This is a genomic window from Shewanella sp. NIFS-20-20 (genome assembly GCF_019209865.1).
Taxonomy (GTDB): Bacteria; Pseudomonadota; Gammaproteobacteria; order Enterobacterales; family Shewanellaceae; genus Shewanella.
Map to the genome: position 1 here is coordinate 13,036 of NZ_JAHUTT010000028.1, position 13,449 is coordinate 26,484.

Here is a 13,449-nt window from a genome sequence, read left to right on the forward strand (position 1 = left end):
GAGGATGTGTGATGCGACTAACACGCACATCAGATACGGTCAGCCGCCCTGAAAAGCCTGGCTTAGGTCTCAATCGCCGTCAGTTTCTAAAAACTGCCGGACTCTCTGCTGGTGGCATCGCCGCCGCGTCAATGCTTGGCACTGCCATGATGCGCAAGGCTCAAGCAGAATTTATTCCCCACGATACCCCCGTTGAAGTCAAAAAAACCGTCTGTTCCCATTGCGCCGTCGGCTGTGGCATTTATGCGCACGTCCAAAATGGGGTGTGGACAGATCAAGAGCCAGCTTTTGACCATCCCTTTAATTCTGGTGGTCATTGTGCCAAAGGCGCTGCCGTGCGCGAAGTGGGTCATGGTGATCGGCGCTTAAAATACCCAATGAAAAAAGAAGGCGGTAAGTGGAAGCGCATTAGTTGGGAACAGGCGATTAATGAAGTCGGCGCTAAAGCGTTAGAAATTCGCGAGCAGTCAGGGCCTGATTCCGTATTCTTTATGGGAAGTGCAAAGTTTTCCAATGAGCAAGCCTATTTGTACCGCAAATTCGCGGCCTTATGGGGCACAAATAATGTCGATCACTCGGCACGTATTTGTCACTCTACCACGGTAGCTGGGGTGGCCAACACCTGGGGCTATGGTGCGCAAACGAACTCCATCAATGACATGCGTAATGCCAAAAGCATGATATTTGTTGGTTCAAACCCCTGCGAAGCCCACCCCGTGGCCATGCAGCATATTTTGATTGGTAAAGAGCGCGGTGCCAAAATTATCGTTGTGGATCCTCGCTTTACCCATACAGCAGCTAAGAGCGATGAATATGTGCATATTCGTCCAGGGACCGATATTCCGTTTATTTACGGTCTCTTGTGGCATATTTTTGAGAATGGTTGGGAAGATAAGCAGTTTATCGAAGAACGGGTTTATGGCTTGGAGCTCATCCGTGACGAGGTGAAGAAGTTCCCCCCTGAAGTGGTTGAAAATGTCGCGGGTGTTACCAAAGAACAGATGTTTAGGGTGGCGAAACTGCTGGCCGATTATCGCCCTGGAACCATCGTCTGGTGTATGGGCGGCACCCAGCACCATATGGGGAATTCTAATACTCGCGCATACTGTATCTTGCAATTGGCCTTAGGCAATATGGGCGTTTCTGGCGGTGGTACCAATATTTTCCGCGGCCATGACAATGTCCAAGGCGCTACCGATTTTGGTTTATTATTCGATAACTTACCTGGTTACTATGGCTTAACCACCGGTGCATGGCAGCATTGGAGTGCGGTGTGGGATCTCGATTATGAGTGGGTCAAGAACCGCTTTGATCAAGGCACCTATTTAGGCCAGGTCCCGATGAATTCGACCGGTATTCCTTGTTCTCGTTGGCAAGACGGTGTGCTTGAGCCCAAAGATAAAATCGCCCAGCGCGATAATATTCGCATGGCATTTTTCTGGGGGCAGTCGGTCAACACCGAAACCCGTGGGCCCACCGTTCGTAAAGCTCTCGATACTATGGACATGGTCGTGGTGGTTGATCCTTTCCCCACCATGGCAGGGGTTTTACCTGAGCGCAGTGATGGGGTGTATTTATTGCCGGCAGCCACTCAGTTTGAAACCTATGGTTCTGTATCGGCCACTAATCGTTCTCTGCAGTGGCGCTCTAAGGTGATTGAGCCGCTATTTGAGTGCAAGCCCGATCATGAAATCATGTACCTGCTTGCTAAGCACTGGGGCATCGAAGGTGAGATGTTTAAACATATCCAAGTCAATGGCACTGAGCCTTTGATTGAAGATATTACCCGTGAGTTTAACCGCGGTATGTGGACTATCGGCTATACCGGCCAAAGCCCTGAGCGTTTAAAGCTCCATCAAGAAAACTGGGGAACCTTCAGTGCCGACAGTTTAGAAGCCGCTGGTGGCCCATGTGCGGGTGAAACCTATGGCTTACCTTGGCCGTGTTGGGGCACCCCAGAAATGAAGCACCCAGGAACCCAAATCCTCTATCGCAACGATAGAGAAGTGCGTAATGGTGGTGGGACCTTTAGGGCGCGGTTTGGGGTTGAGCATAACGGCACCAATATTTTGGCGGTTGATTCTTGGTCTAAAGGCAGCGCCATTGAAGATGGTTACCCTGAGTTTACCGATGCCATGTTAAAGCAATTGGGTTGGTGGGATCAGTTAACCCCTGCAGAACAAGTGGCGGCAGAAGGTAAAAACTGGAAAACCGATTTATCTGGAGGCATTCAGCGGGTGGCGATTGCCAACGGTTGCAGCCCGTTTGGTAATGCTAAAGCCCGCTGCACCGTGTGGACCTTCCCCGACAATATTCCTATTCATCGGGAACCTCTCTATACCCCAAGGCGTGATCTCGTGCCCATCTACCCCACTTATCAAGATCGTTATGTCGCCAGACTACCGACCTTGTATGAGTCCATTCAAAAACAAGACTTTGCTAAAGATTTCCCCTTGGTTCTGACCTCGGGCCGCATTGTGGAATATGAAGGGGGTGGTGAGGAGACTCGTTCTAACCCTTGGTTAGCGCAATTGCAGCAAGAGATGTATATCGAGATGAATCCTAAGGATGCGCAAGATAGAGGCATTAGTAACGGCGATAAAGTCAAGGTCCACAGTCCAGAGGGGGCCATTATTGAAGTGGCCGCGATGGTGACGCCTAGGGTGATCCCTGGGGAAACCTTTATGCCATTCCATTTTGCAGGGGTGTTTGAGTCTAAGAGCTTGGCCAAGGATTATCCTGCAGGCACCGAGCCATATGTCATCGGCGAATCAGCCAATACCGCCATGACCTATGGTTACGATGTAGTGACTCAGATGCAAGAAACTAAAGCCACCTTGTGCCAGATTAGTCGGGCATAACCCTTGATGAGGAGATAGCTATCATGGCAGTCATGAAATTTTTGTGTGACACCAAGCGCTGCATCGAGTGTAACGGTTGTGTCACGGCCTGTTCCAATGCTAATTCAGAGGCCTTGGTGTGGGGTATTCAACGGCGCCGCGTGGTGACATTACACGATGGTGAACCCGGGGAGGCATCGATATCGGTTGCTTGTATGCATTGTACCGACGCCCCTTGTATGGCCGTGTGCCCGGCGGATTGTTTTTATCGTACCGATGACGGCATTGTACTGCACAACAAGGAAACCTGTATTGGTTGTGGTTATTGCTTTTATGCGTGCCCCTTTGGTGCTCCCCAATTTCCGCAAAAGACCAGCTTTGGTTCTCGCGGCAAAATGGATAAATGTACTTTTTGCGCTGGTGGACCTGATAAGAACTTTTCGGAACAGCAGCAAAAACTGTACGGCGCTAATCGCATTGCCGAGGGCAAATTACCTCTGTGTGCTGAAATGTGCTCCACCAAGGCGTTGTTGGCTGGGGATGCTGAAGTCATTTCAAATATTTATCGTGCCCGCGTCGCTGCGCGAAGTAACCCCGAAACCATTTGGGGCTATGTGCCTGACACTGGAGCAACACCCGACCAGTAATGCCGCCCAATGAGAGATTGGGTAAGGAGATGAAGATGTTGATTCAACAAATCCGTCACCTGTTGGCATTACTGCTACTGGTGACAGTGCCTATGGCTTATGCAGCAGATCCTAGCTCGGAGCAGGCGCAGCAAGAAATGGCGTTAATGGCGCAGCAGCAACAAGTGTTAGCGGCGCAACAGCAAGCGATACAGACATTGCAGCAACATCCGCAACTGGCTGAGGTTGAGCTGTGGAGTGCCATTAAAAATGGTGACCAAGGGGTCAGCGCTGCACAAACCACGGGGGCTGGCAAACTCATTAATGTGGTGGGTAATGAAGGTAAAATTGTCCGCAGTGAGTACATGATGCCCGCGGCAGCATTTGCGGTTGTGGGTGTTTTTGGCCTGTTTTTACTGTTTTTTCTGGTCAATGGTCCAGCCAAGTTGGCTCATGGCTTTTCCGGAAAAATGGTGGAGCGATGGAGTCAGGCCGATATTTGGTTGCATTGGTTTATGGCCATTAGCTGTTTAACCTTAATGTTTACTGGATTGAATATTTTGCTGGGGCGTTTTGTGCTTCAGCCGATATTGCCAGCATCCGTATGGGCGGCGCTGATCTACGGCAGTAAAACCATTCACGATTGGATAAGCCCAGTGTTTATTGTGTCGTGGGTGATCTGCATTTTGAAATGGATGCCATTGCAGCTGTTTAAAATGTATGACCTCAAATGGTTTGTTAGCGTTGGTGGCTACATTAACTTTGGTCCTTTCAAAGGTAAGCACCCCGATAGTGGTTTTGCCAATGCGGGTGAAAAAATGTGGTTTTGGACCTTGGCGCTGTTTGGGTTAGTGGTGGTGGTCTCTGGCTTGTTACTGTTACTGCCGCGCTTAGATTTACCGCGAGATGTGTCGGTATTTGCCTTGTTGGCTCACGATGCCGCCGCGGTGATCTTAATTGCTTTCACGATAGTGCATGTATGGATGGCGACAGTGTTGAGCGAAGGTGGGCTTGAGTCGATGGTGACGGGTTATTGTGACGAAAACTGGGCAATCCAGCATCATAACTTGTGGTATGACGAGCTCAAAAGCGACGGCCGGATTAAGTACAAGTAATCCTCCCCGCAAGAACTAACTACCCAGCCTAAGCGCTGGGTATTTTTTTTGCTAATGCCTGAGGCTTTGACCCTGTTGAGTCATTTTTGCACTAAGCGGCTAATTTTCATGCTGATAGTTTACCTGTATTTCATTTGTAACCCATCTTAGCCAGCGTTTTGCAGCCTCAAATCATATCAGTTTGATTGGTAGTGTGATCCACGCCTCATTTTCGCCTGAATTGTGGCGAAAACAACCGAGAAATCCCACTCTGATCATGGTTTATTTAGGCAAAACTTTTATAGTGAATATGCTTTTTAAGACCATGAAAAATCGTGAGTTTTTAACCAATTTGCAACAAGTGTTACGCGTTGCAAATTGGATTTATCAAGGCATTGATACTCAAATTAATGCCGATTAATCAGGAGCAAAAATGAAGAAACAACAGCCAGATCTGAATCGCAGATCGCTGCTGAAAGCTCTGACAGTAGGTAGTGCGGCCGGTGCCGTCATTGCGACTACAGGTGTCAGTGTCGCTCAGGCAAGTGAGGGCAGTAAGGTAGCTAAGTCGGAAGATGGTTACCACGAAACTGCGCATATTCGTGCTTATTACAACAGCCTGCGCAGCTAATCAGGAGAATTCGCGATGAAATTAACTCGCAAGTCAAATGTCGCCACTGTGGCCGACAAGCCGACGCTAGGTATTAGCCGTCGTCAATTTATGAAGCATGCCGGTATCGCCACGGGTGGTATTGCTGCTGCATCATTACTGGGTACTGGCATGATGCGTCGCGCTGAAGCCGCTGACGTACCGTATGACGCCCCAATCGAAGTCAAGCGTACAATTTGTAGTGCTTGTGCCGTAGGTTGTGGTTTGTATGCCGAAGTACAAAATGGCGTGTGGACTGGTCAAGAGCCAGCATTCGATCACCCATTCAACGCCGGTGGTCACTGTGCTAAAGGTGCTGCGTTGCGTGAACATGGTCACGGCGAAAAGCGTCTGAAGTACCCAATGAAGTTGGTTGATGGTCAGTGGAAGCGTATTTCATGGGATCAAGCCATCAATGAAGTTGGCGACAAGATGTTGGACATCCGCAAGGAATCAGGTCCAGACTCAGTTTACTTTATGGGTAGCGCTAAGTTTTCTAACGAAGGCTGTTACATGTACCGTAAGCTGGCAGCCATGTGGGGCACAAACAACGTCGACCACTCAGCTCGTATTTGTCACTCTACCACTGTAGCCGGTGTTGCTAACACTTGGGGTTATGGTGCGCAAACTAACTCTTTTAACGACATTCAGAACGCCAATGCGATTTTCTTCATTGGTGCTAACCCTGCTGAAGCCCACCCAGTGGCCATGCAGCACATTCTGATCGCTAAAGAGAAGAATAACGCTAAGATCATCGTTGTTGATCCTCGCTTCACTCGTACTGCGGCTCACTCTGATCTGCATTGCCCAATTCGCCCAGGTACAGACATTCCGTTTATCTACGGTATGTTATGGCACATTTTCAACAATGGTTGGGAAGATAAGGCATTCATCGAGTCTCGCGTATTCGAAATGGACACCATCCGCGAAGAAGTCGCAAAATGGAATCCAAAAGAAGTAGAAGATGTGACTGGTTGTTCAGAAGAAGTGGTTTATCAAGCCGCTAAACTGATGGCCGATAACCGTCCAGGTACCGTGGTTTGGTGTATGGGTGGTACTCAGCATCACGTCGGTAACTCTAACACTCGTGCTTACTGTATCCTGCAGTTGGCTCTGGGTAACATGGGTGTGTCTGGTGGCGGTACTAACATTTTCCGTGGCCACGATAACGTTCAGGCGGCAACTGACTTAGGTCTGCTGTTCGACAACTTACCTGGTTACTACGGTTTGACCACTGCAGCTTGGCAGCACTGGACCAACGTATGGGAACTGGATATGGAGTGGATGAAGAGCCGCTTCGATCACGGTACCTACTTAGGTCGTGAGCCAATGACTACCCCAGGTATTCCTTGTTCTCGCTGGCATGACGGCGTATTAGAAGACAAGGCCAAACTGGCTCAGAAAGATAACATCCGTTTAGCTTTCTTCTGGGGTCAATCAGTTAACACTGAAACTCGTCAGTCTGAAGTACGTGATGCTTTGGATAAGATGGACACTGTGGTTGTTGTGGATCCATTCCCAACAATGGCGGGTGTTATGCACCGTCGTCAGAACGGCGTGTACTTACTGCCAGCAGCGACTCAGTTCGAAACTCGTGGTTCTGTGTCTAACTCAGGTCGCTCTATCCAGTGGCGTGAGCAGGTAATTGAGCCGTTATTCGAATCTAAGACTGATATCGAAATCATGTACCGTCTGGCTCAAAAAGTCGGTATCGATAAAGAATATACCAAGCGTATTCCTGTTGAAAATGGCATCCCAGTCATTGAAGACATTACCCGCGAAATTAACCGTGGTATGTGGACTATCGGTATGACAGGTCAAAGCCCTGAGCGTATCAAAGAGCACACCATGAACTGGGGTACCTTCAGCAATAAGACGCTGGAAGCCGAAGGCGGCCCATGTAAGGGTGATACCTATGGTATGCCTTGGCCATGTTGGGGTACGCCAGAGATGAAGCATCCTGGTACCCAGATCCTGTACAACACGCATAAACACGTTAAAGACGGTGGTGGTAACTTCCGTGCACGTTACGGTGTTGAATACAAAGGCGAAAACCTCTTAGCTGAAGGCACCTTCTCTAAAGGTTGTGAAATCGAAGACGGTTACCCTGAATTCTCTGCTCAAATGCTGAAGCAATTGGGTTGGTGGGATGAACTGACGGCTGAAGAGAAAGCCTCTGCTGAAGGTAAGAACTGGAAGACTGACCTGTCTGGCGGTATCGTGCGCGTAGCGATCAAGCATGGTTGTATTCCATTCGGTAACGCCAAAGCGCGTTGTATCGTATGGACCTTCCCTGATGAAATCCCGTTACACCGTGAGCCTTTGTACACTGCTCGTCGTGATTTGGTCTCTAAGTACCCAACTTATGACGATATGCAAGTACATCGCCTGCCAACTCTGTACAAGTCAATCCAAGACAAAGACGTGACCGGTAAGTACCCACTGGTACTGACCTCAGGTCGTCTGGTTGAGTACGAAGGTGGTGGTGAAGAATCTCGTTCTAACCCATGGTTGGCAGAACTTCAGCAAGAAATGTTTGTTGAAATCAACCCAGCTGATGCCGCAGACCGTAACATCCGCAATGGTGATGACGTATGGCTGGAAGGCGCTGAAGGCGGACGTATTAAGGTACAAGCTATGGTCACTCCTCGAGTTAAGCCAGGCGTAACCTTTATGCCGTACCACTTCGCAGGTGTGATGCACGGCGAAAGCTTGGCACCTAACTATCCAGAAGGCACTGTGCCTTACGTGATCGGTGAATCTTGTAACACGGCTCTGACCTATGGTTATGACCCTGTGACTCAGATGCAAGAGACTAAAGCGTCTCTGTGTCAGATTGCCAAAGCGTAAGTGCTGCATAAGCTAGGAGAATTGCCATTATGGCTACAATGAAATTTTTATGTGATACCAAGCGCTGCATCGAATGTAACGGCTGTGTCACTGCTTGTAAGAACGAAAACGCCTCTGCTTTAGAGTGGGGTATTAACCGTCGCCGCGTAGTAACCATCAATGATGGTCAGCGTGGTGAGGCCTCTATCTCTGTGGCATGTATGCACTGTAGTGATGCTCCGTGTATGGCCGTATGTCCTGCTAACTGCTTCTACCAAACCGAAGATGGTCTGGTATTGCATGACAAGGACACCTGTATTGGTTGTGGTTACTGTTTATATGCTTGTCCTTTCGGTGCGCCTCAGTTCCCGAAAAGCGGTGCTTTTGGCAGCCGTGGCAAGATGGACAAGTGTACTTTCTGTGCCGGTGGCCCAGAAGAGAACCACTCTGAAGCTGAACTGAAGAAGTACGGTGCTAACCGTCTGGCTGAAGGCAAGCTGCCAATGTGTGCTGAATTGTGTGCAACTAAGTCATTGTTAGCGGGTGATGCAGACGTTGTTTCTGCCATCTTCCGTGAGCGTGTGGCTTACCGTGGCGCCAAGAACGCAGCTTGGGAATAATTTTCCAAGTTTAGGACAGTCCATCAAGTTGTCTCTGCTTCGGCAGAGGCAACCCTAGAGGATAGATTATGAACAAACTGTTCAAACACATAGGCTTAGCCATCGCACTGTTATTTAGTGCTGTGGCATTCGCCAATGGTGGTGACGCGGCCTTGGCCCAGTCTCAGGATGCGCAGGTATGGGCGCAGCTGAAGGATGGCGTGGTAGGTTACACCGACTCTAAGAGTGAGTTTCACGGTCAAGCGATCAATACTTATGATTTACGCGTATTGGAAGTGCGTGCCGACTGGTTAGCGCCAGCGTTAATGGCATCACTATTTGGCATGATCGTCATTTTCATCCTGTTTATCGCGGTCAACGGTATTTCAAAGTTGCACCACGGTTACTCAGGTAAAATGGTATATCGTTGGTCAAAATCTGATGTGGCCATTCACTGGCTGGGCGCTATCCCGTGTTTGCTGCTGATCGTTACTGGTCTGGTATTGCTGGCGGGTCGTTTCTTCTTCCAACCTTACTTGGGTGAAGGCGTCTGGGCTGGTTTAGTCAATGGTGCCAAGCAAGTGCATGACGTGGTAGCGATTCCATTCATGCTGGGTTGGGCGCTGATGACAGTGCTGTGGGCTAAAAACCAGATCCCTACTATGTACGACGTTAAGTGGTTCATGGTAGTGGGTGGTTATATTAACTTCGGTCCTTTCAAGGGCAAGCACCCTGATGCTGGCTTTGCCAACGCGGGTGAGAAGTTATGGTTCTGGACCTTCGCCATGTTCGGTTTACTGATCTCAGTATCTGGCATGTTGCTGTTGTTCCCAAACTTATTTGAACCAAGCCGCAACTTAAGCTTATTGGCTCTGATTGTTCATGGCGTGAGCGCCATCATCATCTGTGCTTTCTCCATCGTTCACATTTTCATGGCAACGGTTATGTCTGAAGGTGGTATGGAATGTATGGTGTCTGGTTACTGTGATGAGAACTGGGCTACCCAACATCACAACCTGTGGTTTGATGAGATCAAAGCTGACGGTACTCTGAAGTACAAGGATTAATTCTTTTGACTGATAATGTTCAGTCAATGTCTTAATCAAGCTGAAGCCCCGCCAATAACGCGGGGCTTTTTGTTGCCTGTCGGCAACGGGAACTTGGTGTTTCTGCTGGCGTCAGCCGTAGATTGATCATGCTGCGCATGCTGTTGGGTTGATCAGCTATCGCTGATTGATCTGGCAAGGCTTCGCCTTGCAGAAGATCGCGGGCTTCCAGCCCACACCCGGGCAAAGGGGACTAGACGGCTTCGCCCCCTTTGCAAACCCCCTGCCGCCCCAGACGGTGCCGACAGCCCCTCGAGCTTATGGCGAAAAAAGCTGACGGTTCAGACGCTCGTCCATGATTCGACTGAACCTGCTTCGGCATCCATGCCTCGCCACGCATTTTTCGCCAACATTCTTCGGCGGCACCGACGGGGACATTGGAGTCGCCTGTAAGTTTAGCAATTAAGTTATACTAATCAAAACCTGCTTGGACTCGTTCAGGTTTACCTGTTCTGCTGAGTTTATATACGCAGTATTCACTTTTTTCACCTTTGGCGAAGCCTGGTATTAAACAACGTTTGTTGTACCTTTTCTGGGCTATGGTTTCTTCTGTTCGCTCTACTACTTTAGTAAGTAATGAATACGCTCTGCTGAAGACAAATACATACTCCGAACCACTTTGATTGGCTACGATAAAACACTCTTTGTTGATATTTTCGACATTGCTGTTTTGGGCTAAATCATGGAAGGGATCATTCTTATGAGCCTTTTTGTATTCGTCCGTTATATGGTTTATTAAATTTGCTCCACCCCAAGATACAAGCACAACATTCTTTTCCATATTTAGAAGCTTTTGGTGTTGTTTGAAGTATTCTCCTTTAGTTAGGAATACTCCATATTTGTATATATCCTCACCTTTAAAAGGTAGGGAGACCTCGAATCTCCCGTTACTGTTTTTTGCTGTCTGAATCATGTTGATAACAGCTTTATCTCCCTTAGCAGCCATGCGGCCCAGCTTGTTAGCTGCTTCAATTGCGCCATCACCTGTTGATGTTGTTCTTGAAATCAGTCCAAAAAGTGCGTCTATTTTACTTTTTTCAGTATTGCACTTGCGACATACATGGAAGTCGCCTTTGCGACTTATGCTGACAGCTGATTCTGGAATCATGTGTTCTACAGAGCGGGCGTCATCAGTATTTCTTGCTTTTCGTATCTGAATCCCACAATAAACACAGCTGTTTGTTTTAATCACAGTGATGACACCTTTAGATATGAGGATACTCTTTGGGCAACACCTTAATTCATAGCTATATCAAAAAGATAGATGTTTGGTGCCTTAAGGCTCCTTTATCCCAGATTGCACCGACTTCCCGTCCGACGTTGCCGGAGGGAAATGGCTGCAATAGCAAGCCCCGTCATGGATGACGGGGCAGCCACCGCTGATACAGGGATGTGGAATCGGTGGCGGTTGCGTGATTGAAGTCATTTTACGATGGATAACAACTTCGGTTGGGGCGGCAGGGGAGATCCAAAGGGCGAATGCTCGCCTCAGGCAAGCGCGCTTATGAGCGCGAACCAAGGAGGGTGAGCTGGCCGTTAAACAAGGATGTTGTTTGCCGCTGTTGAGCCCCTCTTGGTCGGGTGTGGGCCGAAGCTCCACGACGTTCTGCCAAGTGCTGCTTGGCAAAACAATTAGTCCCTTGGCGCATGAAAGACAGAAAAACACGCGCCAGCGTAGCTTGGCAATAAAGCCTCACCGCAGGTGAAATCCATGCGATTGATTAGAATCGCCAGCTAAACTTGGCTAATAAAACTCCCAACGGGAACTGGGGCACGAAGCTCCAGGACGTTCTGCCAAACGTAACTTGGCAAAACAACCAGCCCCCTGGCGACTGAAGCCACTCAAACTCCATGTAATGGAAACCCACAACACTTGGTGTTGCCCTTCACTCCCTAACCCAAAATCTTGTGGTTATCTATAGGTTTGCATCATTAGCAACGCCTGAATTATGAGATCGAGTTAACAATTTATTGGTTAAAATTTAGTAAGGGGCTGTAATTTCCGACTGCCTCACGGTTTGAGACATTTATTCCCGTTAACCTCGTACGCTCACAAAGTTAACCATTTTGAGGTATGGCTGCGTGGTCATCCGGTAACATACCGGGTGCGGAAATCATCAATCGTCAGGAAATATTATGTCGCAGATAATTCACACTTTGGATAATGGCCTGATTAAGCCGTATGAAGCCAATATCACTGTTCCCGACTGGATGCTGTCCGGTATGGAGCGGGTGATGCAGTACTATGTCGATAAGAACCTAAGGCTGGACACCCAATCTGCTGACATTATGCCGGCACCGATTGCTGGTAAGAAGTACATGCTCTACGCTCATGTGCCTTTTTGTCATACCTTGTGCTCCTACTGTACCTTCCATCGCTTCTTGTTTAATGAAGACAAGGCGCGCGCCTATTTTATTGCGCTGCGTAAAGAAATGGAGATGGTAAAGGCCTTAGGTTATGACTTCGAGTCCATGTACATTGGTGGTGGAACCACCACGGTATTAGAAGATGAGTTAGTTAAGACCATTGAACATGCACGCACCCTGTTTCCATCCATCAAAGAGGTATCGTGCGAATCCGATCCGGTGCATTTGGATAGCCCTGGCTTTAAAGACTTAAAGGGGCTGGTAGATCGGATGTCGATTGGCGTGCAGAGCTTTGATGATGGCATCTTAAAGATGACGGATCGTCTCGAAAAGTTTGGTACGGGTCAGCAGACGTTCGACAAGATCATGGCGGCTAAAGAGTTATTCCCTATCATCAATGTCGATTTGATTTTTGGTTTCCGTGGTCAAACTGAGGCGGTGATCCAACATGACTTGGATATGGCTAAACGCCTCGACCCGCGTCAAATCACCACCTACCCCTTGATGATCACTCATCAAACTCGTAAAAGTGTTAAGGGTAAACTGGCGGCGCCACAAGGTGAAATGGCTGATCAGTATCGCCAAATTCTGAATAATTTGAATGGCCAATATAACCAGCTAACGGCATGGGCCTTTGGTAAAGCCAATAACGAAGGCTTTGATGAATACGTTATCGATTATGATGAGTACTTAGGTGTCGGTTCTGGTTCGTTCAGCTTCCTAAACGACACCCTCCATGTGAATACCTTCTCCTTGCGTAAATACCAAGAGCGGATTGCCGCCGGTAAGATGGGGGTTGAGCAACAAAAACTTTACACTAAGAAAGACGTTATGCAGTATCGTTTCTTGCTTGGTATGTTCTCTGGGCGGTTATCACGTAAGTACTTTAGAGAGACTTTCGGGGTTAATTTGGATACCAGCTTGTTTAAAGAAATGACTTCGATGAAATTGATTGGTGCCATTAAAAATGACCCGAGCGATCCCGATAACCTTATCGTCACAGATAACGGTAAGATGATGGGCTTATTGATGATGAAAGAATTCTATTCTGGCATGGATAACGTCAGGGCCCAATTACGTAAACCGCTGCAGCAGCAAGATATGTGATGTCATCACTGCGGTGGCAACGGCTAACAAAGGCGCCATTTGGGCGCCTTTTTTATTAATTATTTTTTATGCTAACTTGGTAATAAAGTAACACTATCTATATGTAACGCCATGAAATACAATATAAATGTGATGTTGCGCACGCTTGTTTGTAGTTAATTTTCAGACTTATCGCATATATTAGTTATATGGCGTTTAGCTTAGGTGTTATTGATTTGTGATTTCGATTGAT

9 protein-coding genes are annotated in these 13,449 nt (G+C 48.1%); 8 read left to right on the forward strand and 1 reads right to left on the reverse strand.

Going from position 1 to position 13,449, the window contains the following annotated elements; genetic code table 11:
• The first annotated feature begins 11 nt into the window (after positions 1 to 11).
• From KU855_RS10420 to KU855_RS10450, 7 genes are all read left to right on the forward strand, one after another.
• Complete coding sequence (locus KU855_RS10420) at positions 12 to 2,861, forward strand: molybdopterin-dependent oxidoreductase (RefSeq protein ID WP_218530222.1); 2,850 nt, start codon at positions 12 to 14, stop codon at positions 2,859 to 2,861.
• A gap of 23 nt (positions 2,862 to 2,884) precedes the next feature.
• The gene (gene fdh3B / locus KU855_RS10425; RefSeq protein ID WP_218530223.1) at positions 2,885 to 3,487 is read left to right on the forward strand and encodes a formate dehydrogenase FDH3 subunit beta; all 603 of its coding nucleotides are present in this window, start codon (positions 2,885 to 2,887) and stop codon (positions 3,485 to 3,487) included.
• A 35-nt stretch (positions 3,488 to 3,522) separates the two neighbouring features.
• The gene (locus KU855_RS10430; RefSeq protein WP_256260976.1) at positions 3,523 to 4,581 is read left to right on the forward strand and encodes a formate dehydrogenase subunit gamma; all 1,059 of its coding nucleotides are present in this window, start codon (positions 3,523 to 3,525) and stop codon (positions 4,579 to 4,581) included.
• A gap of 412 nt (positions 4,582 to 4,993) precedes the next feature.
• Positions 4,994 to 5,191 carry a twin-arginine translocation signal domain-containing protein gene (locus tag KU855_RS10435; protein WP_218530224.1) on the forward strand — a complete coding sequence of 66 codons (198 nt, stop codon included), beginning with the start codon at positions 4,994 to 4,996 and terminating at the stop codon, positions 5,189 to 5,191.
• Between the two features lie 15 nt (positions 5,192 to 5,206).
• On the forward strand, positions 5,207 to 8,059 hold the full coding sequence (locus tag KU855_RS10440; RefSeq protein ID WP_218530225.1) for a formate dehydrogenase subunit alpha: 2,853 nt from the start codon (positions 5,207 to 5,209) through the stop codon (positions 8,057 to 8,059).
• A gap of 29 nt (positions 8,060 to 8,088) precedes the next feature.
• Entirely contained in the window at positions 8,089 to 8,658 is a 570-nt protein-coding gene (gene fdh3B, locus KU855_RS10445; protein WP_218530226.1) for a formate dehydrogenase FDH3 subunit beta, read from the forward strand.
• A gap of 68 nt (positions 8,659 to 8,726) precedes the next feature.
• Positions 8,727 to 9,704: a formate dehydrogenase subunit gamma gene (locus tag KU855_RS10450; RefSeq protein ID WP_218530227.1), complete on the forward strand. Its 978-nt coding sequence runs from the start codon at positions 8,727 to 8,729 to the stop codon at positions 9,702 to 9,704.
• Between the two features lie 451 nt (positions 9,705 to 10,155).
• Here KU855_RS10450 and KU855_RS10455 read toward each other — a convergent pair whose 3' ends face one another.
• The gene (locus KU855_RS10455; RefSeq protein ID WP_218530228.1) at positions 10,156 to 10,935 is read right to left on the reverse strand and encodes an HNH endonuclease; all 780 of its coding nucleotides are present in this window, start codon (positions 10,933 to 10,935) and stop codon (positions 10,156 to 10,158) included.
• A gap of 944 nt (positions 10,936 to 11,879) precedes the next feature.
• Here KU855_RS10455 and KU855_RS10460 point away from each other — a divergent pair.
• Positions 11,880 to 13,217 carry a coproporphyrinogen III oxidase family protein gene (locus KU855_RS10460; RefSeq protein WP_218530229.1) on the forward strand — a complete coding sequence of 446 codons (1,338 nt, stop codon included), beginning with the start codon at positions 11,880 to 11,882 and terminating at the stop codon, positions 13,215 to 13,217.
• The last annotated feature ends 232 nt before the right edge of the window (positions 13,218 to 13,449 follow it).

Excerpts from the sequence above, each read along its gene's own strand:
- KU855_RS10420 (WP_218530222.1), top strand. The coding sequence starts at position 12 with ATGCGACTAACACGCACATCAGATACGGTCAGCCGCCCTGAAAAGCCT.
- fdh3B (WP_218530223.1), top strand. The coding sequence starts at position 2,885 with ATGGCAGTCATGAAATTTTTGTGTGACACCAAGCGCTGCATCGAGTGT.
- KU855_RS10430 (WP_256260976.1), top strand. The coding sequence starts at position 3,523 with ATGTTGATTCAACAAATCCGTCACCTGTTGGCATTACTGCTACTGGTG.
- KU855_RS10435 (WP_218530224.1), top strand. The coding sequence starts at position 4,994 with ATGAAGAAACAACAGCCAGATCTGAATCGCAGATCGCTGCTGAAAGCT.
- KU855_RS10440 (WP_218530225.1), top strand. The coding sequence starts at position 5,207 with ATGAAATTAACTCGCAAGTCAAATGTCGCCACTGTGGCCGACAAGCCG.
- fdh3B (WP_218530226.1), top strand. The coding sequence starts at position 8,089 with ATGGCTACAATGAAATTTTTATGTGATACCAAGCGCTGCATCGAATGT.
- KU855_RS10450 (WP_218530227.1), top strand. The coding sequence starts at position 8,727 with ATGAACAAACTGTTCAAACACATAGGCTTAGCCATCGCACTGTTATTT.
- KU855_RS10460 (WP_218530229.1), top strand. The coding sequence starts at position 11,880 with ATGTCGCAGATAATTCACACTTTGGATAATGGCCTGATTAAGCCGTAT.